The following is a 26,600-nucleotide window of genomic DNA, read 5'->3' on the forward strand; positions in this document are numbered from 1 at the left end:
ATACTAAGACAGGTTGGGATATCCCAACCTGTGTCTTTTTATAGTTAATCAGCCCATAGATCTTTGACTTTAGCTTGAACTTCTTCATTTTCAAGGAATTCGTCATAAGTTTCATCAATACGGTCAATAACCCCATTTTTTGAAACGACAACGATGTGGTTCGCTATTGTTTGTATAAACTCGTGGTCATGACTGGCAAAGATAACAGACTCTTTGAAGTCACGGACACCATCATTTAGACTTGAAATTGATTCCAAATCCAAGTGATTAGTAGGATCATCTAGAAGAAGGACGTTAGATTTCAAAAGCATGAGTTTTGAAAGCATGACACGTACTTTTTCTCCCCCTGAGAGGACACTAACTGATTTATTAACCTCATCTCCTGAGAAGAGCATACGTCCAAGAAATCCACGCAAGAAGGTATCATCATCTTCACCTTTTTCTGCGAATTGACGAAGCCATTCAAGGATAGATTCACCAGAGGCAAATTCCTTAGAATTATCTTTTGGAAGGTAAGAACGGCTAGTAGTAACACCCCATTTGATTGTACCTTCGTAGTCAATATCACCGGCAAGAGCACGAATCAATGCAGTTGTTTGAATATCGTTTTGACCGATGATGGCAGTTTTATCTCCTGGTCGTAAGATGAAACTAATGTTGTCAAGAATAGTCTCACCATCCATCTTAACAGTGAGATTTTCAACTGTTAAAAGGTCATTACCGATTTCACGCTCTGCTTTGAAATTGATGAATGGATATTTACGACTTGATGGGACGATTTCTTCTAGCTCAATTTTATCGAGCATTTTCTTACGAGAAGTCGCTTGTTTAGATTTTGAAGCGTTGGCAGAGAAACGTGCAACGAACTCTTGAAGTTCTTTGATTTTTTCTTCTGCTTTGGCATTACGGTCAGCCTGCAAGCGAGCAGCTAATTCTGAAGATTGTTTCCAGAAGTCATAGTTACCAACATAGAGTTTGATTTTACCAAAGTCAAGGTCGGCCATATGCGTACATACCTTGTTCAAGAAGTGACGGTCATGGGATACGACAATAACAGTATTTTCAAAATCAATCAAGAAATCTTCAAGCCAAGAGATTGACTGAATATCAAGACCGTTGGTAGGTTCGTCAAGAAGAAGTACATCAGGTTTACCAAAGAGTGCTTTTGCTAGGAGGACTTTCACCTTGTCACCATTAGCTAATTCACTCATGTTTTGATAGTGGAGGTCTTCTGAGATATTTAGATTTTGAAGTAATTGAGAGGCCTCACTTTCAGCTTCCCAACCGCCTAATTCAGCAAAGAGACCTTCTAATTCGGCAGCACGAACACCATCTTCATCTGAAAAATCTTCTTTCATGTAGATGGCATCTTTTTCTTTCATGATATCGTAGAGGCGCTCATTCCCCATGATAACAACATCAATGACACGTTCTTCTTCATAGTCAAAGTGGTTCTGACGAAGGACAGAAAGACGTTCATCAGGTCCAAGAGAGATGTGTCCAGTAGTTGGTTCAATATCACCAGCTAAAATTTTTAAAAAGGTTGATTTACCAGCACCATTGGCACCGATAAGACCGTAAGTATTGCCAGGTGTGAAAGCAATATTAACATCATCAAAAAGTTTACGATCGCTAAAGCGAAGCGATACATCCGATACAGTAAGCATATAATATCCTTTATTTTTATTCTTAATTACTATTTTACGAGAAATTAGACTTTATTTCAATTGATTTTATAAGGGATTAATAAAGTCGTTTGGAACTCTTTGATAATCTTTTTGGAGGCTAAATCCACGTCCCATAACTGTAGAAGCAGGAACAATGACGATAAAGGCAGTTTCATCTATTTTTTGGATTTCTTCTTGGACTTTTGGAACCTCATGAGTTGACAAGGTAGTCATAATCATATTTTGTGCATGTCCGGTATGTCCACCAAGAACTGGGATTTTTGTTGCTCCTCGATCAGCCACTCTAGTGATGTAGTTTAGGATTTGTTCACTATTTTGCGAAATGATTAGAAGATTTCGTGATGAATTGAGTCCGACCATCATTTTATCAATTGTAAGAGAAACAACTCCAAGTGAGAGAATGGAATACATAACAGTATCAGGAGGAAAGGCAATAGCACTGATTGCGACAATGATTCCATCGACAATAAGTAGTACCATTCCTAGTGGGAGTGGCGTATATTTGTTGAGAATTTGTGTGATAATTCCAGTTCCTCCAGTTGAGGAATTTCCATAAAAGACTATTCCTAGTCCTAGACCTAATACAATCCCACCAAAAATAGCAGCCAACAAAGGTTGTTTGGTGAGTGTAGGTAAGCCCTCAGTTAATTTAATAAAAGTTGGGAAGACAAGAGACCCATAGAAGGTTTTTAGGAGAACTTCGCGACCAAGAAAGAACCAACATAAAATTAACAAAGGGATGGTTGTTGCTAAGACGAAGTTAGCATTATTCCAACCAAAAAGGGCGTTTAAACTAATGGCTAGCCCTCCGACACCACCTGAAGCAATATTATTCTTAACTAAAAGTGAGTTATAGCCAACCGCAGCAATAAAAGAACCGAGTGTAACTAAAAGTATATCTATTATTCGACGTTTCATATATTATCTCCTAGAAATGATATTCTTATTATCAAGTCTTTTTAAGTTTCCGTCAAGTAATGACTATTTTGGTTGTATCTGAGGTTGTGTTTCACGTGAAACTAGAAACATAATCTTGACAAAAATAGATAAAACAATGTAGAATAATAGTCATCAGAAGAGTAATTCTATCCTTTTTTATAGAGAGCTGGTGGTTGCTGAAAACCAGTATGAAGGTGGGATGAATGGGCTGAAGAGAATTGACAATTAACGTGAACACATAAACGTTAGGTTTGGCACCCCTTATCGTGCAACTTCTTTGTTGAGAAGGTTTGAGATGATAACTTCAGAAAGAGTTATCAACTGAGGTGGTACCGCGTATCAAAAGTGATTAACGCCCTCACGCATGTTTTTGCGTGGGGATTTTTTTGTATTAGAGAGGTAATTATATGACGAAACCTATTATTTTGACGGGAGACCGTCCAACAGGGAAACTTCATCTAGGACACTATGTTGGTAGTTTAAAAAATCGTGTCCTTTTACAAAACGAAGATAAATATAACATGTTTGTCTTCTTGGCTGATCAGCAAGCTCTTACGGATCACGCAAAAGAGTCAGAGATCATCAAAGAATCAATTAGGAATGTTGCTTTAGATTATCTCTCTGTAGGTTTGGATCCAGCGAAGTCAACTATTTTCATTCAAAGTCAGATTCCTGAGTTGGCTGAGTTGACTATGTATTATATGAACCTAGTTTCATTGGCACGTTTAGAGCGTAACCCAACGGTTAAGACGGAAATTGCTCAAAAAGGTTTCGGAGAATCGATTCCAACAGGCTTTCTAGTTTATCCAATTTCTCAGGCAGCTGATATCACGGCCTTTAAAGCAAATTATGTTCCTGTAGGTAATGACCAAAAGCCAATGATTGAGCAGACACGTGAAATTGCACGTAGCTTCAATCATACTTATAATTGTGATATTTTGGTTGAGCCAGAGGGAATCTACCCTGAAAATGAAGCTGCAGGACGCCTTCCAGGTCTAGACGGTAATGCTAAGATGTCTAAATCCTTGGGTAATGGTATCTTCCTTTCAGATGATGAGGACACTGTTCGTAAAAAAGTCATGAGCATGTATACGGATCCAAATCATATTCGTGTGGAAGATCCAGGCCAAATTGAAGGTAATATGGTTTTCCATTATCTTGATATCTTTGGTCGCGAAGAGGATGCTACTACAATTGCTGAAATGAAAGAACATTATCAACGAGGTGGTTTAGGAGATGTGAAGACAAAACGTTATCTTCTAGAAATCTTAGAACGTGAGTTAGCTCCAATTCGTGAACGTCGTTTAGAATATGCCAAGGATATGGGAGAAGTTTTCCGTATGCTTGAAAAAGGTAGTCAAGCAGCGCGTGAAGTTGCTGGACAAACATTGGCAGAAGTAAAAGAAGCAATGGGAATTAATTATTTCTAAGAAATAGAAAGTAGGGACTCAAGATAATCTGGGGCCCTATTTTTATTTGGAAAAAGGTTTTCTTAGAATCTTATGCGAAATCTGTTGACAAATCATTTTAGCATGATATGATATTATCAATTAAAAAATAGACTGGGGTTTCTGTACCTCAAAACTTTGAGAAAAGAGGACGATTATAATGTCAAATTGGGACACTAAATTCTTGAAAAAAGGTTACACTTTTGATGACGTATTGCTTATTCCTGCGGAAAGTCATGTTCTACCAAACAACGTCAACTTGAAGACGAAATTGGCTAAAAATTTGACATTAAATATCCCAATTATCACTGCAGCCATGGATACGGTAACAGATAGTAAGATGGCTATCTCAATTGCTCGTGCAGGTGGTTTGGGTGTCATTCACAAAAATATGTCTATTGCGGAACAAGCTGAAGAAGTTCGAAAAGTAAAGCGCTCTGAAAATGGTGTCATCATTGATCCATTCTTCTTAACGCCTGAAAATAAAGTTGCTGAAGCTGAAGAGTTGATGCAACGTTACCGTATTTCAGGGGTTCCAATTGTTGAGACACTTGAAAATCGTAAATTGGTTGGTATTATCACAAACCGTGATATGCGTTTTATCTCTAATTACGATACTCCAATTTCAGAACACATGACTTCTGAAAAATTGGTCACTGCGCCAGTTGGAACAGATCTTGAAACAGCTGAAAGTATTCTTCATGAGCATCGTATTGAAAAGCTACCTCTAGTTGATGAAGAAGGTCGTTTGTCAGGACTCATTACTATTAAGGATATCGAAAAAGTTATCGAGTTTCCTAATGCAGCTAAGGATGAATTCGGTCGTCTTTTGGTCGCAGGTGCTGTAGGGGTTACTTCTGATACCTTTGAACGTGCAGAAGCTCTATTTGGAGCAGGCGCAGATGCTATTGTCATTGATACTGCACATGGTCATTCAGCAGGTGTTCTTCGTAAAATTGCTGAAATTCGTGCCCACTTCCCAGATCGTACTTTGATTGCAGGAAATATTGCAACAGCTGAAGGTGCGCGTGCACTTTATGAAGCAGGTGTTGATGTCGTTAAAGTAGGTATCGGACCAGGTTCTATTTGTACAACACGTGTGGTTGCGGGTGTAGGTGTTCCTCAAGTCACTGCTATTTACGATGCTGCAAGTGTTGCGCGTGAATACGGAAAAACAATTATTGCTGATGGTGGTATCAAATACTCAGGTGATATTGTAAAAGCTCTTGCAGCAGGTGGTAATGCTGTAATGCTTGGTTCTATGTTTGCTGGTACTGATGAAGCACCAGGTGAAACTGAGATTTTTCAAGGTCGTAAATACAAGTCTTACCGTGGTATGGGATCAATTGCAGCTATGAAGAAGGGATCAAGCGATCGTTACTTCCAAGGTGCAGTTAACGAAGCGAATAAACTTGTTCCAGAAGGAATTGAAGGCCGTGTAGCTTATAAAGGTTCTGCTGCTGATATCGTATTCCAATTGATTGGCGGTATCCGTGCAGGTATGGGTTATACAGGTGCAGAAGATATCCAGGCTTTACATGACAAAGCTCAGTTTGTTGAAATGTCAGGTGCAGGGCTTATTGAAAGTCACCCTCATGATGTTCAAATTACCAACGAGGCGCCTAACTACTCAGCTCATTAATAAACAAAAAGTACTTATCTCAGGTAAGTACTTTTTGTTTACAGTGATGTTTACGATAAGTTTACATCACGTTTACGTGGTTAAAACCGTCAGTAGAGGGTTGGACGAAAAAAAGTTGACAACTTATTGGGCGACGATTGTCACATGTGTCAATCACGAAAAATAGAAAAACAAGTCGTTTAATCGACTTGTTTTTCATAAATATCACCATTCTTAACTAAGAAGGTCTTTAAATCAGGTGGTAGGTTACTCAGATGATCAAGTGAAGTTGTCGTCATGAAGGTTTGAACCTCTTCGTCAATACTTTCTAACAGTTTAAGTTGACGGTGATTGTCAAGCTCACTCATGACATCATCGAGGAGAAGAATAGGAAATTCACCTGTTACTTTTTTTATCAGAGCAATCTCAGCCATTTTTAAAGAAAGAATGAGGCTACGTTGCTGCCCCTGACTGCCGAAAGATGCGTTCATGTCATTGATGTAAAATGTCAAATCATCCCTATGTGGACCAACACCAGTGTTCTTTTTGAAGATATCTCTTTTGTGATTTTGCTTTAACGTGGTTAAAAATGATTCGCGAATAACTTTGTTATTTTCCAGTGGGATATTAGATTCGTAGGAGATTTTAAGGCGCTCTATCTGATTTGAGAGGTTACTATGATGTCTATCTGCCTCCTCCTCTAATTGCTTGATAAATTCTAGTCTATGTTCGATAACTCGTGCTCCAAAATCGGAAAGCTGTTCATCTAACACTGAGAGGAAATTAATGTCTACATTGTCAGTAGATTTGAGATAGGCATTACGTTGTTTGAGTACATGATTATAACTTGATAAGTCTGAGAGATAAACAGGCTTAATCTGTCCTAAATCAATATCTATAAATTTACGTCTCAGGCTTGGAGATCCTTTTACAAGTTGTAAATCCTCAGGAGCAAATAGCACCACAGTCATGTGACCGATATAATCGGATAATTTAGCTTGTTTGAGGTGGTTAACCTTTGTTATGCGTCCTTTATTAGATAAACTGATTTCCAGAGGTAGCTTCCCACTATGACGATGCACGATGCCGTTCAGTTTGAGAGTATTTTGTTGAAATTGAATCAGTTCTTTATCTGAACGGGTCCGATGACTACGTGTCAATGCTAGAAAATAGATGGCCTCAAGAATATTTGTTTTTCCTTGGGCATTGCGACCAAGAAAAATATTGAGATGAGGTGAGAAGCTCACAGAGGCTTCAGTATAATTTCTAAAGTGTTGAATATCAATTTTTTCGAGCCACATAGTTAGGTTCCTGGGAAACGAACGGGTTGTCGTTTAGTTTTATTGCTTTCTTTTGACGGATGTGCTTTTTGTTTCTTTTTATTATCCTGATTCATTTTTTTAACAATGGCAGCAACACGTGCTTTTTCAGCGACTTCTTTTTGATGTTCTTCAATTTCATTTGTCGTTGGAGCTACAATCGTTATTTCAAGTTCCTCAGACGGAATGGTAATAACATCTCCATAACGAAGTTTTTTTCCACGACGTTTTTCATCCTCACCGTTGAATAAAACGGTATTATTAGCCAAGAAACCTTTTATAGCTCCGCCACTATGAATGATACTTAATTCTTTTAAAAGTGCCTGCAGTGTGATGTATTCATCAAATAATTTATATTCCATAGTACCTCAACTTTCTCTTGAGATAAGATAGCATAAAAATGGTATAATTGGAAGCATAAACTTTTTAGAGGTTATCAATGAAAATTGCTGATGGTGTCTATGTACACTTCATTCCAACACAAAAATATAAAACTAATCGTATTGTTTTTCGAATGACAGGTTCTTTGAATAAACAAACAATTGCTAAACGAGCCCTAGTTTCACAAATGTTGGCTACAGCCAATCAGACGTATCCAACAGTACAGTCTTTTAAAGAGAGACTAGCTTCTCTTTATGGAACACAGTTGTCAACTAGAGTGTCAACTAAAGGATTGACACATAGCGTTGACATCGAGTTGACATATCTGAAAGATGCTTTTATCCCTACGAATGAAGGATTATTTTGGGAAGTGCTAGGATTTTTGAAAGAGTGTCTTTACAAGCCACTGTCAAGAGTAGCTCAATACCAAAATAAAGTATTTGACATAGAAAAACAAAATTTAATGACCTACCTGGACGTTGATACAGAGAATAATTACTATTACAGTGAAGTTAAAGGAAGAGAGCTTTATTTTGTAAACGAGGGATTGAAAGTTCCCAAATATGGTCAAGCAGAACTTGTTGAAGTAGAGACCTCGTTTACAGCTTATCAAGAATTTCAAAGCATGTTGACAAGAGATCGTATTGATATCTTTATCGTTGGAGAATTTGATGATTATCAAGTACTCCAAGCGTTACATCGTTTTCCTTTGGAGGGACGTCAAGTTGATTTACAGTTTAGCTATAGTCAACCTTATGTCAACGTTGTGAAAGAAAAGATAGATCCTAGACAGAGTAGTCAATCTATTTTACAGCTAGGGTACCAATTTCCGTGTCAATATGGAGATAAAGATTACTTTGCTTTAATTGTATTCAATGCCATGTTCGGTGAATTTGCCCATTCAGCCTTGTTTACAACACTTCGAGAAAAGGAAGGGTTGGCTTATTCAATTAGTAGTCAATTTGATATCTTTACAGGTTTACTGGAAGTTTACGCTGGAATTGAAAAATCTAATAGAAATCAGGCTATGCGAGGAATTAGTAGAGAATTGAATTACATTAAATTAGGACGTTTTTCAAGTTCTCTCCTGAATCAAACCAAAAAAATCATACGAATGAATGCCCTACTCTCTGAAGATCATGCCTTAACATTAGTGGAACAACGTTTTAATAAGGTGATTTTTGGTGATAAAAGTCTTTCATTGGAGAATTGGTTAGATGAGATTGAGAAGGTTACTAAAAAAGATGTTTGCCGTGTAGCACGTCAAGTTAAGCTACAGAGTTTGTTCTTTTTAGAAGGAGTGTCTTAGAATGGCTGCTTTGAAGAAACGTTATTATCAAAAAATTGATGAAGAAGTTTATTCAGCAATTTTAGATAATGGTATGTCTTTATCAATCATTAAGAAAAAAGGATTTGTAGAAAAAGCCGCCTTTTTGTCAACAAATTTTGGAGCGCTAGATAATCACTTTTATATTGATGGTGAGTCACAATCTTACCCTGCAGGTATTGCTCATTTTCTTGAACACAAGCTATTTGAGGATGAGCAGGGAAGGGATGTGACATTGGATTTTGTCAAGCTTGGAGCTGATGTCAATGCTTTTACAACCTTGGAGAAGACAACATATTATTTTTCTACCCTTGACCACTTTGAGGAGTCTTTAGAGCTTTTATTAAAGTTTACATCGAGCTTTACAAGTTCTGAAGATGCTGTCAACCATGAAAAAAGAATTATTGAACAAGAAATAAATATGTATCAGGATGATCCTGACTACAGAGCTTATCTAGGTTGTTTACAAAGTTTGTATCCTAATACTATATTAGATAAAGACATTGCTGGAAGTGTTGATAGCATTGAAGAAATTACTGTAAAGGATTTAAAAGATAATTTTGATTGCTTTTACAGACCAGCAAGCTGTCATCTCGTCTTAGTGGGCGATTTTGATGTTGAAAATATTTACACTTTTGTCAATGAAAAACAAAGTAAGTTTACACCACCTGAGAGAATAGTCGAGAAAGAAAAGCACCTCATTGAGTCAGATATCCAAAAATTAGATAGTCTCCAAATGGAGATATTCATCTCAAAACTAGCCATTGGTTTTAAGAGTGTTCCTTTTACTGATAATCGTATGAGAGAAAACATACTGGTACAGTTATTGTTCAATTTACTGTTTGGCTGGACGTCTCCTTATTATCAAAATTGGTATGCTGAAGGAAAAATAGACGAGTCTGTGTCAATTGAATACGAGGTATCTAATCGATATTCATTTGTCATTATGACTATGGACACTGCAGAACCGATTCGTATGTCAAGTTTAATTCGTCAGGTGATGACATCGGCAGATAAAAAACGATTGTTGACGGAAGAAGCATTGGATTTGCAAAAGAAAGCTTTGTATGGTGAATTTTTACGTAGTCTAGATAATATCCAGAATTTAGGAAGTCAGTATTTAGCTTATTTTGAGAATGATAAAACATACTTTGATTTTGGTCAGGAACTGATGAGCATTACTTCCAAGGATTTGAAGGATTTTTTGAATCACTATCTCTCAAATATAGAGATTACCGATTTTGTTGTCTTCCCTAAATAAGTGATTATTTGCTATAATAGAGACACGAAAACAAAGAAGAATATTAGAAAGGGGAAAAATGAAGTTACACTCTCTAGGTGAGCAATTACGTGCAGCACGTATAAAGAAAGAATTAAGTTTATATGATGTAGAAAAAATTTCTGGAGTAGAAGCTCAGTTTCTTCTGGCTATGGAAATGGATCAACTTAAAGCTTTGCCAGAGGACATTCAGAAAGAAGCGCTTGAAAAGTATGCCACTTCGGTTGGTTTAGATGGAAAGCGTCTGTTTGAGGAGCAGAGACAGAACGAGCAAAAACTAAAAAAAGAAAAGAAAACAGTTGAACGTAAGGAAGAAAGCTTAGCTACCAAAGCTCCTATGTCACGCTTTTTAAAGCATAAACGTGAAGAAAAAAGAAAGTCTAACTATCTACCTTTACTAATTCTTAGTGCGGTTTCGTTACTTATCATTTGTTCAGTAGGTTATATTATTATTAGACATCTTTCTAATCAACCTCATGTGATAAAACCGAATACTATCTCTACAGTTAATCATCTATCAACGGCTAGTAAGGCTAAATCGTCACGAAGCATTTCTGAGGTTACCGTTTCAGGGGCAAATGTAACAACGACAACTCAAGGAAATCAACTAATGGTTGATTTCTCCAATGTAAATTCTTCAGTAGTTTTAGATGTGGAGTTATCAAAAGATAGTGATGACACATGGTTTTCAGTAGATAACTCAGATACTTCAGAGAGTTACCTCCTTTCAAAAACGAAAAATTCAAAATACTCTTTAGATTTTTCTGATAAAACTAAACCAACTCAAATTATTATTGCTCAATCTTCAAAAGTAACTCTAAAGGTAAATGGGGAGTCACTTGATTTATCTCAATTAGATAAAAATACCCCTAGCTACCTCACATTAAGAATCCAATAGAATCGAGAAGAAATGTTTAAAAAAGAAAATTTACCTAATTTATTGACACTTGCTAGAATTATTTTGATTCCTATCTTTTTACTGATGACATCACTTGCGTCAAGTAATGTCATGCATATTGCTGCGGCGGTTGTCTTCGCTATTGCCAGTATTACAGATTATTTAGATGGCTATTTGGCACGAAAATGGCATGTTGTTACTAATTTTGGGAAATTTGCAGATCCATTGGCAGATAAGATGCTAGTGATGTCAGCATTTATTATGTTAGTCGGTATTAATCAAGCGCCAGCCTGGGTGGTTTCAGTTATTATCTGTCGTGAGCTTGCAGTCACAGGTCTTCGTCTTTTATTAGTGGAGAACGGTGGTACAGTTCTCGCTGCAGCTATGCCTGGTAAGATTAAGACAGTGACCCAGATGTTATCTATTATTCTATTATTGTGTCATCTGCATTTTGTAGGAACAATTATGCTTTATATTGCTTTGTTCTTTACAATTTACTCAGGCTATGATTATTTCAAAGGTGCAGGTTTCTTATTTAAGGATACTTTCAAATAGTACGATAAATCAATGATTGAAATAAAAAATTTAAAGTTTAAATATCATCAAGATCAACCATCCTATATTCTTGATGATGTATCGTTTCACGTGAAACGTGGGGAATGGTTATCCATTGTAGGGCATAATGGTTCTGGAAAATCCACGACAGCACGTCTTATTGACGGACTATTAGTGGCAGAGTCTGGGCAGATTATTGTTGATGGTCAAGAATTAACAGAAGACAATGTCTGGGATATCCGTGATAAGATTGGTATGGTCTTTCAAAATCCAGATAATCAATTTGTTGGGGCAACTGTTGAAGATGATGTTGCTTTTGGTCTTGAAAATAAAGGTGTTCCCTATGAAGAAATGGCTTCAAGAGTTCAAGAGGCTCTGGAATTTGTGGGAATGTCAGAATTTAAGGATAGAGAGCCAGCTAGATTATCTGGAGGCCAAAAACAACGTGTGGCTATCGCAGGTATTGTAGCTATGAGACCATCTATTTTGATTTTGGATGAGGCAACTAGCATGCTTGACCCGGAAGGTCGCCAGGAATTGATTCAATCTATTAAAGCTATTCGTAAAGAATACGGAATGACTGTTTTATCAATTACTCATGATCTCGATGAGGTCGCTTTGAGTGACCGTGTTTTGGTTTTGAAAAAAGGTAAAGTGGAGTCTGTTTCAAGTCCTCGTGAACTATTTAGTAGAGGCTCAGAGTTAGTTGACTTAGGTTTAGATATCCCTTTTAGTGCATTATTAACTCAAAAGCTAAGAAATAAAGGTCTGATAGATTGTGAAGACTATCTGACAGAAAAGGAATTGGTAGAACAACTATGGGAATCTCTCTCAAAAATGTAAGTTATATCTATCAAGCGGGTACTCCTTTTGAGGGGCGTGCCCTTTTTGATATGACGACGACGATAAAAGATGGTTCATATACGGCCTTTATTGGACATACAGGAAGTGGTAAATCTACTATTATGCAGCTCTTGAATGGCCTTTATTTACCCACTAGTGGTCAGGTTCAAGTTGATGATACGATCATAACCAGTCAATCAAAGAATAAGGACATAAAACCAGTTCGTAAGAAGGTAGGTTTAGTTTTCCAATTTCCAGAAAGTCAGTTATTTGCAGAAACTGTTTTAGAAGATGTTGCCTTTGGACCTCAAAATTTCGGAGTTTCTAAGGAAGAAGCAGAACAACGTGCTATTGAAAGTCTAAAATTAGTTGGACTCCCGGAAGAGTTTCATGGACAGAATCCTTTTGATTTATCAGGGGGACAAATGCGACGTGTTGCCATCGCAGGGATTCTAGCTATGCAACCAGATATTCTAGTGCTGGATGAACCAACTGCCGGTCTAGATCCACAGGGCCGGAAGGAATTGATGTCTCTCTTTAAGGAGTTACATCTTTCTGGAATGACGATTGTTTTAGTAACCCACTTGATGGATGATGTTGCCGATTATGCGACAGCTGTGAATGTTATGGAAAAAGGGCAACTAGTGTTGTCAGGAGCTCCTAAAGATGTTTTTCAAAAGGTTACTTTTCTTAAAGAAAAGCAGTTAGGTGTTCCTAAAATCACAGAGTTTGCGCTACAGCTACAAGAAAAAGGTTATCAATTTGAAAGTCTCCCTATTACAATCGAGGAATTCGTAGAGGTGGTGTCGCATGGATAAGTTAATTATTGGACGTTATATTGTTGGGGACTCTTTTATACACCGATTAGATCCTAGAAGTAAATTATTAGCCATGTTGATTTATATTGTTATTATCTTTTGGGCTAATAATCCTTTAACTTATGCTGTAATAACTTTATTTACACTTTTCTTGGTTTTCTTGTCTAAAATAAAACTTGGTTTCTTTTTAGGTGGAATCAAACCAATGATTTGGATTATTTTATTTTCTACCCTATTTCAAGTTTTCTTCAATACAAAAGGGAGTGTGCTTTGGTCTATCGGCTTTTTAAAGATTACGGAAGTCGGTTTAAATCAAGGTTGGATGATATTCCTTAGATTTATCCTCATTATTAGTTTTTCCACCCTACTTACTCTAACGACAACACCTTTAAGTTTATCTGATGCAGTTGAATCACTTTTAAAACCTCTTACTGTTTTCAGAGTGCCAGCACATGAAATTGGTTTAATGCTATCTTTGAGTCTACGTTTTGTACCAACTTTGATGGATGATACGACTCGTATTATGAATGCTCAAAAGGCGCGTGGTGTTGACTTTGGTGAAGGAAATATTATTCAAAAGGTACGGTCAATAATACCTATTTTAATTCCTTTGTTTGCATCAAGCTTTAAACGAGCAGATGCTCTGGCGATTGCTATGGAAGCACGAGGCTATCAAGGTGGTGAAGGACGAACAAAATATCGTCGACTTTCATGGAATGGTCGAGATACCTTATCAATTATTGCTATTTTAGCTTTAGGATTAATGCTTTTTTATCTTAAGAGTTAACTCGTTGAGATAAATAAAAACTAGGTCTTAAGACCTAGAAGTTATAGATGGACGCCCACGTAGGCGTTCTTTTTTCGTCTAATCCCAACCTACTTGTAATATTTTTAATATCCCTAACAAGGGGATGTTATATTTCCAAGGTATCATAGATACATGGTTATAGTTCTTCAGCTTAATCTGGATTGAGAAATCCCTGTATAGAGTAAGCCAGTTGATTTACCTATTAGTCATAAACAATAAAATAACTTAAAATCTTTGACTAATATGGATTGGACTATAAATAGATAAAGGAGCATCATCATGCAAAAAAAGAATACATCTAACACTAAAAAATTAGGTCTTTTTGGACTTGTTACAGTAGCAACACTTGGGGCAACAGCTTTAGCTAATGCAGAAACTTACACAGTTCAAAAAGGCGATACACTTTCAGCTATTGCTAAGAAAAATGGTACGACCGTAGATGAAATCGTTTCAAAAAACGGTATTCAAGACGCCAATAAGATTTCTATTGGTCAAAACTTAACAATTAATGAAACAACTGAAGAGACTACAGAACCTTCAGCTACAACAGCTACAACAGAAGCAGCTGCTGAATCAACACAATCAACAGAGTCTACACAAAGTGAAGATACTCAAGCAACCAATACAAATCTTTCTTCTTCAGAGGCAGCTGCCAAAGAAGAAATCGCACAACGTGAGTCAAGCGGTAGCTATACAGCTCAAAATGGGCAATATTATGGACGTTACCAATTAGCATCATCATATTTGAACGGAGACTTGTCTCCTGAAAATCAAGAAAAGGTAGCAGATAATTATGTAGCAAGCCGTTATGGTTCATGGACAGCAGCTCTTGCTTTCTGGAATGCTAATGGTTGGTACTAAATCATTATTACTGCCTTATGAGGAAAACTTGTAAAACCTCATACAAATAAGGGGAAAATGCCAGATTCTTGGCATTTTTTTATTAAAATGATAAATCATTGTAACATTAGACATAATACAAATAATCGGCAGTAATATTACTAAGTTATGATGAATGTAACTAGAATTAACTAGGAGGGATTTATGTTAAAAAAAAGTTATAAGGGACGCCGTATCAAATTAGCAGCGAAGAAATCATTGGCGGTACCAGTAGCAATTGTAACAAGTTTTATTGTCATTTTGGCAGTATCACTTTCTACACTAATTAATAAAGGGTTGGTTAATGCATTTTCAGATTCTGTTACCCCAGCACCTTCAACAGCATCAACAACGTCAGAATCGACAGCAGATTTAGTTAAATCAACAGAAATTAGCTCAAGCAAAGAGAATAAAGCTAACAAAGAAAAGGTTGAAGAAAGTAAGCCTCAGTCAGAAACAACAGGAGAATCGGTAGAAGCAGCTGAAAAGTCTCAGTTAGATACTACTACAAGCGCTGTTTCAACGAATACTGATACTACGTCGACTCAAAATACTGGAACAGCTCCTTCGGTTGCTGCAACTGGTAGCGGGTCAGTTGTTCTCTCAAATGGTAACACTGCAGGAGAAGTTGGTTCTTATGCAGCGGCACAGATGGCAGCAGCTACTGGTGTTCCTCAGTCAACTTGGGAGTCAATTATTGCGCGTGAGTCAAATGGTGATCATACTGCAGCAAATGGTTCAGGTGCATCAGGTCTTTTTCAAACAATGCCTGGATGGGGCTCTACTGCAACAGTTGAGGATCAAATTCAATCAGCCTTGAATGCCTATAACGCACAAGGTTTGTCAGCTTGGAATTACTAATATTAAATATTAATAGAAGTTGGGAGCATACTCTCAGCTTTTTAATTTGGATGTAGGTAATATGTTTTATAGAGCTTTTTGTTATAATAGGAATGAAAGGTATAGCAATGAAACAAATTTTTAAATTAAGAGAAAAGTTGTGGGTTTCTCTTATTATTATAGCTTTTGCTGTGTTATTGGTTACACCACAACTATTTACAAGAAAAGTCATTTTAGGTTCAGATTCCATCTTTCACTATAACAGGTTCTATGAAGCTGCTATGCAACTAAAAAATGGTAACTTTTCTTACTTTTTATCTTTATATGGATTCCAACAGTCAGGCCGCATTGTCAATGCTCTTTACGGTCCTTTTTTTGCCTATTTACAAGGAGGGCTTATTTTAATAAGTCGCACTTGGTTTCGTTATCAGATTGTGTCAAGGGTATTACTACATATACTAGCTGAGTCCTCAATGTATGCCTTGCTCAAGCAGTGTAAAGTTAAGACAAACATTGCCTTGTCACTAGGTTTACTCTATGCGACAACATTCTCTATCCAATACTGGACGATGCGTCAGGGTTTCTCTAGTTGGGGAGCAGCATTACTACCTTTTTGTTTTATTCCGGCAATTCACTATGTCTTTTATCAAAAAGTAGAACCAATTAGACTTGCCTTATCTATGGCATTGATTTTTCAGGTTCACGTACTCAGTGCTTTGATATTAGTGATGATGTATCTTCCTTTTTATCTTTACACTTTTGTAAAGTCTCCTATAGCTAAGAAAAAGGAAACCTTCGTACAAGTCCTTATAGCAGTCATTTTGTTCCTCTTACTGACTGTCAATGTCTGGTTAGTACTCCTATATTTGAGAGGGACTAATCATCTCTTAGATCCATTTATAAATAGAGAAATAGGTAAGAATGGGATAGATGGAACAGCAAGATACTGGCTATATACTCCAATTTCTTTAATGGTGTTACTCATTTTACAGTTTCTTTACGCTGTTTTGAATTGGAAGAAATTTGCTAGATGGAAAAAAATACTACATTTTATTTATTTTGTCTTCTTCTTCTTGTCGACAGGTCTTTTTCCGTGGCAGTATCTAGTAGAAAATGGAAATACATTTGCTGAACTGATTCAATTTCCATTTAGATTCTTTGTTCCTGCCACTATTTTACTTTTAGCAATTACGGGGTTAACGGTCACGCGATTTGTAAACTGGCGAAAAAGTATTGCTGTTTTACTCTTTGCCTTTGCGGGTGTTGGTCTTATTCAGAACATGATGGATACTACCGATCGTGTAAAAACGGCGGCACAAGATGGTGAACTTATTTCCATTGTTAAACATACTTACGTTGAAGGAGATTATCAGACGATAAGTCTTACCATGAATGACAGTGACTTGTCACAGTTTTTAAATTTAGTTGTCAAACCCACACCAGATTACGTACCTATTTATGGGACAATAGGTAAGCAGAACACTTATGATCTTTATTACGAAAATATCGTTACGAATCAGAAGGCAGAAAAGCTACTCGAAGATGGTTATCTTGTATTAACTTGGCAGGCTGCTGATGGGGAGGAACTGAATCTACCGATAGTTGTCTATAAAGATTCTATCTTGACACTAAATGGTAAAGAACTAGACAAGGATGACTATGACTTGTCAACGATTGGTACACCGACCGTTTCCTCACAAGAAGGACAAAATAAACTTTTATTAAGTTATAAGGAGCCAGGATGGCTATTTGTAGCGTTATTGATTCCAATAATAGTCTTGGTAGTAATAGGTTTACAGTGGCTTTACACAAAAATAAGTATCAAAAAGGTTGCCTAGTGGTAACCTTTTTGCATTATTCTTTAATCATGATATAATTAAGCTTGCGTGCTTTTACGCTTCAAAATCGACCTTCAAATCGATATTTGAATAACTAGACCCTTCAAGTCTATGTTAATTTTTATTTGATGGGAGGAGTTATCTATGACTGATAATTCAAAAACACGTGTTGTTGTCGGTATGAGTGGTGGCGTTGATTCATCAGTAACAGCCTTACTTTTAAAAGAGCAAGGTTATGATGTAATCGGTGTTTTCATGAAAAACTGGGATGACACAGATGAATTTGGTGTGTGTACAGCAACCGAAGATTATAAAGATGTAGCAGCAGTAGCTGATCAGATTGGTATCCCCTATTACTCTGTCAACTTTGAAAAAGAGTACTGGGATCGTGTATTTGAGTATTTCTTAGCAGAGTACCGTGCAGGCCGTACCCCTAATCCAGACGTTATGTGTAATAAGGAAATCAAGTTTAAGGCTTTCTTAGATTATGCGATGACATTGGGAGCGGATTATGTGGCTACAGGACATTACGCTCAAGTTGTTCGCGATGAAGACGGCATTGTCCATATGTTGCGTGGTGCAGATAACAATAAAGATCAAACCTACTTCCTTAGTCAACTTTCGCAAGAGCAGTTGCAGAAAACGATGTTTCCTTTAGGACATCTACAAAAGCCAGAAGTTCGTGAGATTGCTGAACGTGCAGGTCTTGCAACAGCCAAGAAAAAAGATTCAACAGGCATTTGTTTTATTGGTGAAAAAAACTTTAAAGAGTTTCTTAGTCAATACTTACCAGCTCAAAAAGGTCGTATGATGACTGTAGATGGTCGTGATATGGGTGAACACAACGGACTCATGTATTATACCATTGGTCAACGTGGTGGTATGGGTATTGGTGGCCAAAAAGGCGGAGATAATGCTCCTTGGTTTGTAGTAGGGAAAGATCTTTCTAAAAATATTCTTTACGTAGGTCAAGGTTTCCACCATGAGTCATTGATGTCAACTTCACTTGACGCTTCAATGATTCACTTTACTCGAGATATGTCAGAAGAATTTGAAATGGAATGCACAGCAAAATTCCGTTATCGTCAACCTGATAGTAAAGTTACTGTAAAGGTTAAGGGTGATAAAGCAGAGGTTATTTTTGCTGAACCTCAGCGTGCTATTACACCTGGTCAAGCCGTTGTTTTCTATGATGGTCAGGAATGTTTGGGCGGCGGTATTATTGACCAAGCGTATAAAGACGGAAAAGTTTGTCAGTATATCTAACTGGAGTTAAGGAGTTAAGTAAAAACGATGAGTTCTCAATTTTTTTATGCATTTATGGCATTTTTCGCTATAATGAACCCAATTTCAAATCTTCCTGCTTACATGGCTTTAGTAGCAGATGATAGTCAAAAAATTTCACGAAAAATTGCTTTTAGGAGTCTTTTGATTGCCTTTGTTATTATAACTGTTTTTATCTTTTCAGGAGATTTCATTTTTAAAGTATTTGGAATTACAATTGTTTCTTTCAGAATTGCTGGCGGAATATTAGTGGCTGTTATCGGTTATCATATGATTAATGGTAATCATTCACCTAGCTATAAAGGAATGGAGCAGCAAGCAGTAAATTCAGACCCAATGTCTATTGCTATTTCTCCTCTTGCAATGCCACTTTTTGCAGGACCAGGTACAATTACAACTGCTTTAAGTCTGGCTAATGGAGGTTTGCAGAATCAACTGATAACCGTAGTTGCTTTTGCTCTACTATGTGTCATCACTTATCTCCTGTTAAGAAGTGCAAAGCAAATTGCAGGCTTCTTGGGAGAAAATTTGATGAAAATTATAACGAAAATGATGGGACTTTTACTATTCTCCATAGGTATACAGATGATTATCGTCAGTGTTCAGACCTTGATTAAATAGTGATTTTCATTGACAAAACGATTTGATTTGATAAAATAACTTTAACAATAGTCATGATGGTCAAAGCTCATGAGAATTGTGCGTTTTTGCGTACAGTTTTCTGGAGTTTTGGCTATTTTTGTAGGAAAAAACAAGGAAAGGATGGGCAGTTGATTGTAAATCACTGCATAAATCTAAAAAATGTCTTACGAGTTTGATGAAAATTTTGATGTAATTGTTGTTGGTGCTGGTCACGCTGGTGTGGAAGCTAGCTTAGCTGCAGCCCGCATGGGATGTAAGGTTTTATTAGCGACTATTAACCTAGAGATGTTGGCTTTTATGCCATGTAATCCTTCTATTGGGGGATCTGCCAAGGGGATTGTTGTCCGTGAGATTGATGCCCTTGGTGGAGAGATGGGTAAAAATATTGATAAAACTTATATTCAGATGAAAATGTTGAATACCGGTAAGGGACCTGCTGTCAGAGCTTTACGTGCACAAGCCGATAAAGCCTTGTATGCTATGACAATGAAGCATACAGTTGAGCGTCAGGAAAACCTGACTCTCCGTCAGTCCATGGTTGATGAAATTCTTGTTGAAGATGGTAAGGTAGTTGGTGTAAGAACAGCCACAAATCAAAAATATGGAGCTAAAGCGGTTGTTGTAACAACAGGAACGGCTTTGCGCGGTGAAATTATCCTAGGTGAGCTCAAATATTCTTCAGGTCCTAATAACAGTCTTGCATCTGTTACATTGGCAGATAACTTGAGGGATCTTGGCCTTGAGATAGGAAGATTTAAAACAGGGACCCCTCCTCGTGTCAAGGCATCATCAATTAATTACGAAGAAACTGAAATTCAACCAGGTGACGAAAAGCCGAATCATTTTTCATTCTTGTCGAAGGATGAAGATTATCTTCAGGATCAAATTCCTTGTTGGCTAACTTATACGAATCAAGAGAGCCACGATATTATCAATAATAATTTGCACCGTGCCCCAATGTTTTCAGGTATTGTCAAGGGTGTAGGACCTCGTTATTGTCCATCAATTGAAGATAAAATTGTCCGATTTGCCGATAAGAATCGCCATCAACTTTTCCTTGAACCTGAAGGAAGAGAGACTGAAGAAGTCTATGTGCAAGGCCTGTCGACTAGTCTGCCAGAAGATGTTCAAAAAGAGTTGATTCACTCAATTAAAGGCCTCGAAAAGGCAGAGATGATGCGAACTGGTTATGCGATTGAATATGATATCGTGCTCCCTCATCAACTACGTGCAACACTTGAAACGAAGTTGATTTCAGGTCTCTTTACAGCAGGACAGACCAACGGAACTTCTGGATACGAGGAGGCAGCAGGTCAAGGTCTAGTTGCTGGTATCAATGCGGCTCTTAAAGTTCAAGGTAAACCTGAGCTTATTCTCAAACGTAGTGATGCCTATATTGGTGTAATGATTGACGATCTTGTCACGAAAGGAACTTTGGAGCCATATCGTTTATTGACATCACGCGCAGAGTATCGTCTCATATTACGTCATGATAATGCTGACATGCGCTTGACACCTATTGGTCGAGAAGTTGGTTTGGTTGACGATGAACGTTGGAGTATCTTTGAAATTAAGAAAAATCAGTTTGACAGCGAGTTGACACGTCTGTCAAAAGAAAAATTAAAACCTATTAAAGAAACGAATGAAAAAATTCAAGCTCTAGGCTTTAAGCCATTGACAGATGCCATGACAGCTAAAGAGTTTATGCGTAGACCAGAGATTGATTACGCCACAGCTACTCAGTTTGTGGGCCCAGCTGCAGAAGATTTGGACGCTAAGATTATAGAGTTGCTTGAGACCGAAATCAAGTACGAAGGTTATATCAATAAAGCTTTGGATCAAGTAGCTAAGATGAAGCGTATGGAAGAAAAGAGGATTCCGAAAAATATTGATTGGGATGCTATTGATTCCATTGCTACCGAAGCTCGTCAAAAATTTAAGAAAATCAATCCTGAGACCATTGGTCAAGCGAGTCGTATTTCAGGGGTCAACCCAGCAGATATCTCAATTTTGATGGTTTATCTTGAAGGTAATAATAAGGCCCGCAGGAAAGTAGACTAACGGTGCTAACACGTTTAAAAGCCTTTTAATTAAGGCTTTTTTATGTTATAATTGTTAGATTAAGAGGTTTTATATGAAAAGATTTCACTTTGCAACGATTCATCTTGTAATGATTGGGCTAATTCTTTTTGGAATTGCTACTATTTTTGTTCGCGTACTAAAATCGGAGTCTGCACTCATTTTTGCGCTTTTTATTATTATGGTAGTAGTTGTTGCCTTATTGCATTACCAAAAGACAACATATGAGTCCTTAGAAATAGAGCAATTAGATGAACTGAATCAGGATGTTGAAGATTCTCTGAAGACCCTTCTCGGAAAGATGCCTGTTGGGGTTATTACTTTTGATGAGAACGATCATATTGAATGGTTCAACCCCTATGCGAAGCTAGTACTTTCGGATGAAAATGGAAATTTCAATAAGCAGTTGATTGCGGATTTTATTTCCCAGAAACGAAAGGGTTCACCTTCGAATGTGATAACCGTTGGTGATAATAAATATGCCGCTTTTGTGGATTTTGACAATAAGTTGACATATTTTATTGACAATGTTTATGATCAAGATGAAAATGCTGATCCAAATATGACTCGTCCTGTTATCGGGATTATTTCAGTTGATAACTATGACGATGTGACAGGAAGTTTACCTGATGCCGATGTTTCAAAAATCAACACATTTGTGGCAGGGTTTATTTCTGAGTTTGCTAAGGCCAAGCATATTCATTATCGACGTATTGAAGGTGATCGTTTTTACTTCTTCACCAACTACAGTGTTTTGACAGAATTCATGGATCAAAAGTTTTCTGTCTTGGATGACTTCCGTCAGCAGGCTCAGGAGCGTGGTTTACCACTGACTTTGAGCATGGGAATTTCATTTGGTACGCTTAAGCATGATCAAATCGGTCAGGTTGCTTTGCAGAATCTGAACATCGCACTAGTTCGCGGTGGAGATCAAGCTGTTGTTAAGGAAAACGATGATCACAAGGAACTTCTTTATTTTGGAGGAGGTTCTGTTTCAACAGTAAAACGTTCTCGTACAAGAACAAGGGCTATGATGACTGCAATCTCTGATAAGTTGAAAACAGTCGAAAAAGTGTTTGTTGTCGGACATAAGAATCTCGATATGGATGCTCTAGGGGCAACGGTCGGTATGGCTCATTTTGCCAGTCAAATTGTTCGAAAAAGCTATGCTGTTTACGATGATACGGCTATGAATGCAGATATTGAGCGTGCAGTCGAACGGTTAAAAGAAGATGGTCAGTCACCTCTTATTACACTTTCAGAGGCTGAAGAGCTGGTAAACCAACATTCGTTGCTAATTATGGTTGACCATTCTAAGATCAATTTAACCCTATCTAAGGATTTTTATGATCGATTTAATGAAGTTATTGTCGTAGACCATCACCGTCGAGATGATGATTTTCCTGAAAATGCTGTTTTGACCTTTATTGAAAGCGGGGCGAGTTCAGCCTGTGAATTGGTTACGGAGTTATTGCAATTCCAAGGTGCCCCAGAACGTTTAAGTAAAATCCAAGCCTCTATCCTTATGGCAGGTATCATGTTGGATACTAAAAATTTCTCAACTCGTGTGACTAGTCGAACCTTTGATGTCGCCTCTTATCTGCGTAGTTTAGGAAGTGATAGTGGAGAAATCCAAACGATTTCTGCCACTGATTTTGAAGAGTATCGACGTATCAATGAGCTAATTCTAGCAGGTGAGCGTATTACAGATGATATCATTGTTGCCTCAGGTGATAATCCTAAATGTTATAATAATGTTGTGATTTCTAAGGCGGCAGATACGATGCTTGCCATGGCAGGTATCGAAGCAACTTTTGTTGTCGCTAGGACCAGTGATTCTACTGTGAATATATCTGCTCGAAGCCATAAAACGATTAATGTACAACGTATTATGGAGAAAATGGGTGGTGGAGGCCATTTCAACTTAGCGGCCTGTCAATTGCGAGACTGTAGTGTTGCTCAAGCAAAAAATAAATTGATTGAAACTATTATGGGAGAATTGGCTCCCAAGGAGGACTAAAATGAAAGTTATTTTCTTACAAGACGTTAAAGGTAAAGGTAAAAAAGGTGAAATTAAAGAAGTACCATCAGGTTACGCTCAAAACTTCTTAATTAAAAAGAATCTTGCCAAGGAAGCGACAAACCAAGCTATCGGTGAGTTGAAAGGTAAGCAAAAATCTGAAGAAAAACATGCAGCAGAGTTGTTGGCTGAAGCGAAGCAAGTTAAAGAGCAACTTGAAAAAGAAGAAAATCGACTTCAATTTACTGAGAAGGTCGGACCAGACGGACGTACTTTTGGTTCAATTACAGCCAAAAAGATTGCAGAAGGACTTCAAAAACAATTTGGTATTAAAGTTGATAAACGCCATATTGAACTTGAACATCCTATTCGTGCGATTGGTCTAATTGAGGTTCCTGTAAAGCTTCATAAAGAAGTGAGTGCACAAATTAAACTTAACATCAAAAATAGTGCTGAGTAATTCGTTGACACTATAAGTAAATCTTGTAAAGGAGGGAATAATTGTGGCAGAAGCTCAAGAATTACGAGTGCAACCTCATGATTTAGTAGCGGAACAGTCTGTTCTGGGGGCTATTTTCATTAACCCGGAAAAGTTGATTACAGTTCGAGAATTTATCGAAGCAGACGACTTTTACAAGTATTCCCATCGTGTCATTTTTAAAGCAATGGTAACACTGTCGGATCGAAATGATGCCATTGATGCCACGACAGTACGTACCATTCTAGATGACCAAGATGACCTCCAAAATATAGGGGGTATTTCTTATCTTGTAGATTTGGTCAATAGTGTCCCAACATCCGCAAATGCTGAGTACTATGCTAAGATTGTGGCTGAGAAAGCCATGCTTCGCCGTATTATAAATAGATTGACAGAGACTGTCAACCAAGCATATGAGGGCGCTACTGAATCTGATGAAATTATTGCGAATGCTGAGAAAGCCTTAGTTGATGTATCAGAGCATAGCAATCGTAGTGGTTTCCGCAAAATATCAGAAGTTCTTGATGTCAATTTTAATACTTTGGAGATGCGTTCACAGCAAACATCAGATGTTACTGGATTACCGACAGGTTTCCGTGACCTTGACAAGATTACAACAGGTTTACACCCTGATCAATTAATTATTTTAGCAGCTCGTCCCGCAGTTGGTAAAACAGCCTTTGTGCTGAATATTGCTCAGAATGTTGGTACCAAGCAAAATAAAGCTGTTGCAGTCTTTTCTCTAGAGATGGGTGCAGAAAGCTTGGTTGATCGTATGTTGGCAGCTGAAGGGATGATTGATTCCCATGCTTTACGTACAGGTCAATTGACAGAGCAAGATTGGAATAATGTGATGATTGCTCAAGGGGCATTGGCTGAGGCACCTATTTATATAGATGATACCCCTGGTATAAAGATTACTGAGATTCGTGCACGGTCCCGTAAATTGTCACAAGAAGTAGAGGGTGGTCTCGGTCTTATTGTGATTGACTACTTGCAGTTGATTACAGGTACGCGACCAGAAAATCGCCAACAAGAGGTTTCAGATATTTCAAGACAGTTAAAAATCCTGGCCAAGGAGCTCAAAGTTCCTGTAATTGCCTTGAGTCAGTTATCTCGTGGGGTTGAACAACGTCAGGACAAACGTCCAGTCTTATCTGATATCCGTGAGTCAGGATCTATCGAGCAGGATGCCGATATTGTCGCCTTCTTGTATCGTGATGATTACTACCGAAAAGAGGGTGAAGAACCAGAAAATGCGATTGAAGATAATACCATCGAAGTTATCCTAGAAAAAAACCGTGCTGGTGCGCGTGGAACAGTCAAGTTACTATTCCAAAAAGAATACAATAAATTTTCATCGATTGCTCAGTTTGAGGAATCATAATTTTCAGATTTAAGGAGATATATATATGAGTGATGCATTTGCAGATGTTGCTAAGATGAAAAACATCAAGGAAGCCATTAAGTCGCATGAAGGTCAGCTAGTAGAATTGACCCTAGAGAATGGGCGTAAACGTGAAAAGAATAAAATTGGTCGATTGACAGAAGTTTATCCATCATTGTTTATTGTTGAATATCAAGACTTCAGTTCCCAAGCAGGAGCTATTAATAATAGTTATGTTGAATCTTACACTTATTCAGATATTTTGACTGAGAAGACTCTCATTCGTTATTTGAGTCCTGAGGAACAAGCAGAAATCGAAAATAAATAAGAAAAAGCCTTTACTTGGGCCTTTTTTCGTGGTAAACTATTAAAGTATGTGAAATAATAGCAGGATAAAATGAAGCTCGTCAACAGGAAGTCGGCTAGAAAAGTAACCTTTGCTGTTTGGGCGAAGTCTTTCTGAACGAATCAGGTTTATCTAAAACGTTATTTCCTAAAAATATTTTTTATAGGAGGACATTATTAATGTCACGTTATACAGGTCCATCATGGAAACAATCACGTCGCCTTGGTTTCTCACTTACAGGCACAGGTAAAGAATTGGCACGTCGTAACTACGTACCAGGTCAACACGGTCCAAACAACCGTTCAAAACTTTCAGAATACGGTTTGCAATTGGCTGAGAAACAAAAACTTCGTTTCTCATACGGTTTGGGTGAAAAACAATTCCGTAACTTGTTCGTACAAGCTACTAAAGTTAAAGGTGGAACACTTGGTTTCAACTTTATGGTTCTTTTGGAACGTCGTCTTGACAATGTTGTTTACCGTCTTGGTCTTGCAACTACTCGTCGTCAAGCACGCCAATTCGTAAACCACGGTCACATCCTTGTTGACGGTAAACGTGTTGATATCCCTTCATACCGCGTTGAAGTTGGTCAAGTAATCTCAGTTCGTGAAAAATCAGCTAAAGTTCCTGCTATCCTTGAAGCAGTAGAAGCTACTATCGGACGTCCAGCATTTGTATCATTCGATGCTGAAAAACTTGAAGGTTCATTGACACGTCTTCCAGAACGTGATGAAATCAACCCAGAAATCAACGAAGCACTTGTCGTTGAATTCTACAACAAAATGCTTTAATTTTAAGATTATTGTATCGAAAAGCCCGTTGTTATGGGCTTTTTCTTTGTTTTAAAAGACTGTTTCAGCAATTTGCTTACCTTTTTGCTTAC

At 37.6% G+C, this 26,600-nt stretch carries 24 protein-coding genes and 1 other annotated feature; of the genes, 20 read left to right on the forward strand and 4 right to left on the reverse strand.

The features are described from left to right. Window positions 1-44 precede the first annotated feature (44 nt). Complete coding sequence (locus tag HMPREF3112_RS10025; protein ID WP_070439656.1) at window positions 45-1,667, reverse strand: ABC-F family ATP-binding cassette domain-containing protein; 1,623 nt, start codon at window positions 1,665-1,667, stop codon at window positions 45-47. A gap of 66 nt (window positions 1,668-1,733) precedes the next feature. Then, window positions 1,734-2,606 carry a YitT family protein gene (locus HMPREF3112_RS10030; protein ID WP_002883963.1) on the reverse strand — a complete coding sequence of 291 codons (873 nt, stop codon included), beginning with the start codon at window positions 2,604-2,606 and terminating at the stop codon, window positions 1,734-1,736. A 144-nt stretch (window positions 2,607-2,750) separates the two neighbouring features. Continuing rightward, window positions 2,751-2,990: a binding site (T-box leader), on the forward strand. Window positions 2,991-3,034: 44 nt separating this feature from the next. Between HMPREF3112_RS10030 and trpS the strand changes: the two genes are divergently transcribed. Both trpS and guaB read left to right on the forward strand, forming a co-directional pair. Continuing rightward, complete coding sequence (gene trpS, locus HMPREF3112_RS10035) at window positions 3,035-4,057, forward strand: tryptophan--tRNA ligase (RefSeq protein WP_048676442.1); 1,023 nt, start codon at window positions 3,035-3,037, stop codon at window positions 4,055-4,057. Between the two features lie 178 nt (window positions 4,058-4,235). Next, on the forward strand, window positions 4,236-5,717 hold the full coding sequence (gene guaB / locus HMPREF3112_RS10040) for an IMP dehydrogenase (RefSeq protein ID WP_048676445.1): 1,482 nt from the start codon (window positions 4,236-4,238) through the stop codon (window positions 5,715-5,717). A 179-nt stretch (window positions 5,718-5,896) separates the two neighbouring features. Here the strand turns inward: guaB and recF are convergent, their stop codons facing one another. Then, complete coding sequence (gene recF / locus HMPREF3112_RS10045; protein WP_048676448.1) at window positions 5,897-6,997, reverse strand: DNA replication/repair protein RecF; 1,101 nt, start codon at window positions 6,995-6,997, stop codon at window positions 5,897-5,899. Between the two features lie 2 nt (window positions 6,998-6,999). Continuing rightward, entirely contained in the window at window positions 7,000-7,377 is a 378-nt protein-coding gene (gene yaaA / locus HMPREF3112_RS10050) for a S4 domain-containing protein YaaA (RefSeq protein ID WP_038676929.1), read from the reverse strand. Window positions 7,378-7,454: 77 nt separating this feature from the next. Here yaaA and yfmF point away from each other — a divergent pair, with 77 nt between their 5' ends. The 18 genes from yfmF (at window position 7,455) to rpsD (ending at window position 26,508) form a co-directional block, all read left to right on the forward strand. Then, window positions 7,455-8,705, forward strand: a complete 1,251-nt coding sequence (gene yfmF / locus HMPREF3112_RS10055; RefSeq protein ID WP_070439657.1) for an EF-P 5-aminopentanol modification-associated protein YfmF — start codon at window positions 7,455-7,457, stop codon at window positions 8,703-8,705. Window position 8,706: 1 nt separating this feature from the next. Then, a complete protein-coding gene (gene yfmH, locus HMPREF3112_RS10060) occupies window positions 8,707-9,984 on the forward strand; it encodes an EF-P 5-aminopentanol modification-associated protein YfmH (RefSeq protein ID WP_048676454.1) in 1,278 nt (425 codons plus the stop codon). 58 nt (window positions 9,985-10,042) lie between these two features. Beyond that, window positions 10,043-10,900, forward strand: a complete 858-nt coding sequence (locus HMPREF3112_RS10065) for a helix-turn-helix domain-containing protein (protein ID WP_048676456.1) — start codon at window positions 10,043-10,045, stop codon at window positions 10,898-10,900. Between the two features lie 12 nt (window positions 10,901-10,912). Then, on the forward strand, window positions 10,913-11,455 hold the full coding sequence (gene pgsA, locus HMPREF3112_RS10070) for a CDP-diacylglycerol--glycerol-3-phosphate 3-phosphatidyltransferase (RefSeq protein WP_048676458.1): 543 nt from the start codon (window positions 10,913-10,915) through the stop codon (window positions 11,453-11,455). Window positions 11,456-11,467: 12 nt separating this feature from the next. Further along, window positions 11,468-12,298: an energy-coupling factor ABC transporter ATP-binding protein gene (locus HMPREF3112_RS10075; protein WP_002885731.1), complete on the forward strand. Its 831-nt coding sequence runs from the start codon at window positions 11,468-11,470 to the stop codon at window positions 12,296-12,298. Beyond that, entirely contained in the window at window positions 12,274-13,116 is an 843-nt protein-coding gene (locus HMPREF3112_RS10080) for an energy-coupling factor transporter ATPase (protein WP_048676461.1), read from the forward strand. The genes HMPREF3112_RS10075 and HMPREF3112_RS10080 overlap by 25 nt, the downstream gene beginning before the upstream one ends. Further along, window positions 13,109-13,903, forward strand: a complete 795-nt coding sequence (locus HMPREF3112_RS10085) for an energy-coupling factor transporter transmembrane component T family protein (protein WP_022496149.1) — start codon at window positions 13,109-13,111, stop codon at window positions 13,901-13,903. Before HMPREF3112_RS10080 ends, HMPREF3112_RS10085 begins: the two co-directional genes overlap by 8 nt. Window positions 13,904-14,203: 300 nt before the next feature. After that, window positions 14,204-14,785 carry an aggregation-promoting factor gene (locus HMPREF3112_RS10090; RefSeq protein ID WP_002885621.1) on the forward strand — a complete coding sequence of 194 codons (582 nt, stop codon included), beginning with the start codon at window positions 14,204-14,206 and terminating at the stop codon, window positions 14,783-14,785. 183 nt (window positions 14,786-14,968) lie between these two features. Then, window positions 14,969-15,664, forward strand: coding sequence for a transglycosylase SLT domain-containing protein (locus HMPREF3112_RS10095; RefSeq protein ID WP_048676465.1), 696 nt, complete (start codon window positions 14,969-14,971; stop codon window positions 15,662-15,664). Between the two features lie 107 nt (window positions 15,665-15,771). Next, window positions 15,772-17,481 (forward strand): glycosyltransferase family protein, encoded by a 1,710-nt coding sequence (locus HMPREF3112_RS10100; RefSeq protein WP_070439659.1) that lies wholly within the window; start codon window positions 15,772-15,774, stop codon window positions 17,479-17,481. A 144-nt stretch (window positions 17,482-17,625) separates the two neighbouring features. Beyond that, window positions 17,626-18,747: a tRNA 2-thiouridine(34) synthase MnmA gene (gene mnmA, locus HMPREF3112_RS10105; RefSeq protein ID WP_037611163.1), complete on the forward strand. Its 1,122-nt coding sequence runs from the start codon at window positions 17,626-17,628 to the stop codon at window positions 18,745-18,747. 27 nt (window positions 18,748-18,774) lie between these two features. Continuing rightward, a complete protein-coding gene (locus tag HMPREF3112_RS10110) occupies window positions 18,775-19,386 on the forward strand; it encodes a MarC family protein (protein ID WP_021144748.1) in 612 nt (203 codons plus the stop codon). A gap of 180 nt (window positions 19,387-19,566) precedes the next feature. Further along, window positions 19,567-21,468: a tRNA uridine-5-carboxymethylaminomethyl(34) synthesis enzyme MnmG gene (gene mnmG, locus HMPREF3112_RS10115; RefSeq protein ID WP_002885840.1), complete on the forward strand. Its 1,902-nt coding sequence runs from the start codon at window positions 19,567-19,569 to the stop codon at window positions 21,466-21,468. A gap of 73 nt (window positions 21,469-21,541) precedes the next feature. Beyond that, window positions 21,542-23,506 carry a DHH family phosphoesterase gene (locus HMPREF3112_RS10120; protein WP_013991330.1) on the forward strand — a complete coding sequence of 655 codons (1,965 nt, stop codon included), beginning with the start codon at window positions 21,542-21,544 and terminating at the stop codon, window positions 23,504-23,506. Between the two features lies 1 nt (window position 23,507). Then, a complete protein-coding gene (rplI, locus tag HMPREF3112_RS10125; RefSeq protein ID WP_002885729.1) occupies window positions 23,508-23,966 on the forward strand; it encodes a 50S ribosomal protein L9 in 459 nt (152 codons plus the stop codon). A 43-nt stretch (window positions 23,967-24,009) separates the two neighbouring features. Next, window positions 24,010-25,371 (forward strand): replicative DNA helicase, encoded by a 1,362-nt coding sequence (gene dnaB / locus HMPREF3112_RS10130; RefSeq protein WP_002885809.1) that lies wholly within the window; start codon window positions 24,010-24,012, stop codon window positions 25,369-25,371. Window positions 25,372-25,396: 25 nt separating this feature from the next. Then, window positions 25,397-25,699, forward strand: coding sequence for a Veg family protein (locus HMPREF3112_RS10135; protein WP_002885699.1), 303 nt, complete (start codon window positions 25,397-25,399; stop codon window positions 25,697-25,699). Window positions 25,700-25,896: 197 nt separating this feature from the next. After that, window positions 25,897-26,508, forward strand: a complete 612-nt coding sequence (rpsD, locus tag HMPREF3112_RS10140) for a 30S ribosomal protein S4 (RefSeq protein WP_002885833.1) — start codon at window positions 25,897-25,899, stop codon at window positions 26,506-26,508. The last annotated feature ends 92 nt before the right edge of the window (window positions 26,509-26,600 follow it).

The sequence above is a fragment of the Streptococcus sp. HMSC10E12 genome, assembly GCF_001807855.1.
GTDB classification, from domain to species: Bacteria; Bacillota; Bacilli; order Lactobacillales; family Streptococcaceae; genus Streptococcus; species Streptococcus salivarius.

Bases quoted from the DNA above. Each gene is read 5' to 3' on its own strand.
- HMPREF3112_RS10025 (WP_070439656.1), bottom strand. From the start codon at position 1,667: ATGCTTACTGTATCGGATGTATCGCTTCGCTTTAGCGATCGTAAACTT.
- yfmH (WP_048676454.1), top strand. From the start codon at position 8,707: ATGGCTGCTTTGAAGAAACGTTATTATCAAAAAATTGATGAAGAAGTT.
- rpsD (WP_002885833.1), top strand. From the start codon at position 25,897: ATGTCACGTTATACAGGTCCATCATGGAAACAATCACGTCGCCTTGGT.
- HMPREF3112_RS10030 (WP_002883963.1), bottom strand. From the start codon at position 2,606: ATGAAACGTCGAATAATAGATATACTTTTAGTTACACTCGGTTCTTTT.
- mnmA (WP_037611163.1), top strand. From the start codon at position 17,626: ATGACTGATAATTCAAAAACACGTGTTGTTGTCGGTATGAGTGGTGGC.
- guaB (WP_048676445.1), top strand. From the start codon at position 4,236: ATGTCAAATTGGGACACTAAATTCTTGAAAAAAGGTTACACTTTTGAT.
- HMPREF3112_RS10135 (WP_002885699.1), top strand. From the start codon at position 25,397: ATGAGTGATGCATTTGCAGATGTTGCTAAGATGAAAAACATCAAGGAA.
- HMPREF3112_RS10100 (WP_070439659.1), top strand. From the start codon at position 15,772: ATGAAACAAATTTTTAAATTAAGAGAAAAGTTGTGGGTTTCTCTTATT.
- recF (WP_048676448.1), bottom strand. From the start codon at position 6,997: ATGTGGCTCGAAAAAATTGATATTCAACACTTTAGAAATTATACTGAA.
- HMPREF3112_RS10090 (WP_002885621.1), top strand. From the start codon at position 14,204: ATGCAAAAAAAGAATACATCTAACACTAAAAAATTAGGTCTTTTTGGA.
- mnmG (WP_002885840.1), top strand. From the start codon at position 19,567: ATGTCTTACGAGTTTGATGAAAATTTTGATGTAATTGTTGTTGGTGCT.
- pgsA (WP_048676458.1), top strand. From the start codon at position 10,913: ATGTTTAAAAAAGAAAATTTACCTAATTTATTGACACTTGCTAGAATT.
- HMPREF3112_RS10065 (WP_048676456.1), top strand. From the start codon at position 10,043: ATGAAGTTACACTCTCTAGGTGAGCAATTACGTGCAGCACGTATAAAG.
- trpS (WP_048676442.1), top strand. From the start codon at position 3,035: ATGACGAAACCTATTATTTTGACGGGAGACCGTCCAACAGGGAAACTT.
- HMPREF3112_RS10110 (WP_021144748.1), top strand. From the start codon at position 18,775: ATGAGTTCTCAATTTTTTTATGCATTTATGGCATTTTTCGCTATAATG.
- yaaA (WP_038676929.1), bottom strand. From the start codon at position 7,377: ATGGAATATAAATTATTTGATGAATACATCACACTGCAGGCACTTTTA.
- HMPREF3112_RS10120 (WP_013991330.1), top strand. From the start codon at position 21,542: ATGAAAAGATTTCACTTTGCAACGATTCATCTTGTAATGATTGGGCTA.
- rplI (WP_002885729.1), top strand. From the start codon at position 23,508: ATGAAAGTTATTTTCTTACAAGACGTTAAAGGTAAAGGTAAAAAAGGT.
- HMPREF3112_RS10095 (WP_048676465.1), top strand. From the start codon at position 14,969: ATGTTAAAAAAAAGTTATAAGGGACGCCGTATCAAATTAGCAGCGAAG.
- HMPREF3112_RS10085 (WP_022496149.1), top strand. From the start codon at position 13,109: ATGGATAAGTTAATTATTGGACGTTATATTGTTGGGGACTCTTTTATA.
- HMPREF3112_RS10075 (WP_002885731.1), top strand. From the start codon at position 11,468: ATGATTGAAATAAAAAATTTAAAGTTTAAATATCATCAAGATCAACCA.
- HMPREF3112_RS10080 (WP_048676461.1), top strand. From the start codon at position 12,274: ATGGGAATCTCTCTCAAAAATGTAAGTTATATCTATCAAGCGGGTACT.
- yfmF (WP_070439657.1), top strand. From the start codon at position 7,455: ATGAAAATTGCTGATGGTGTCTATGTACACTTCATTCCAACACAAAAA.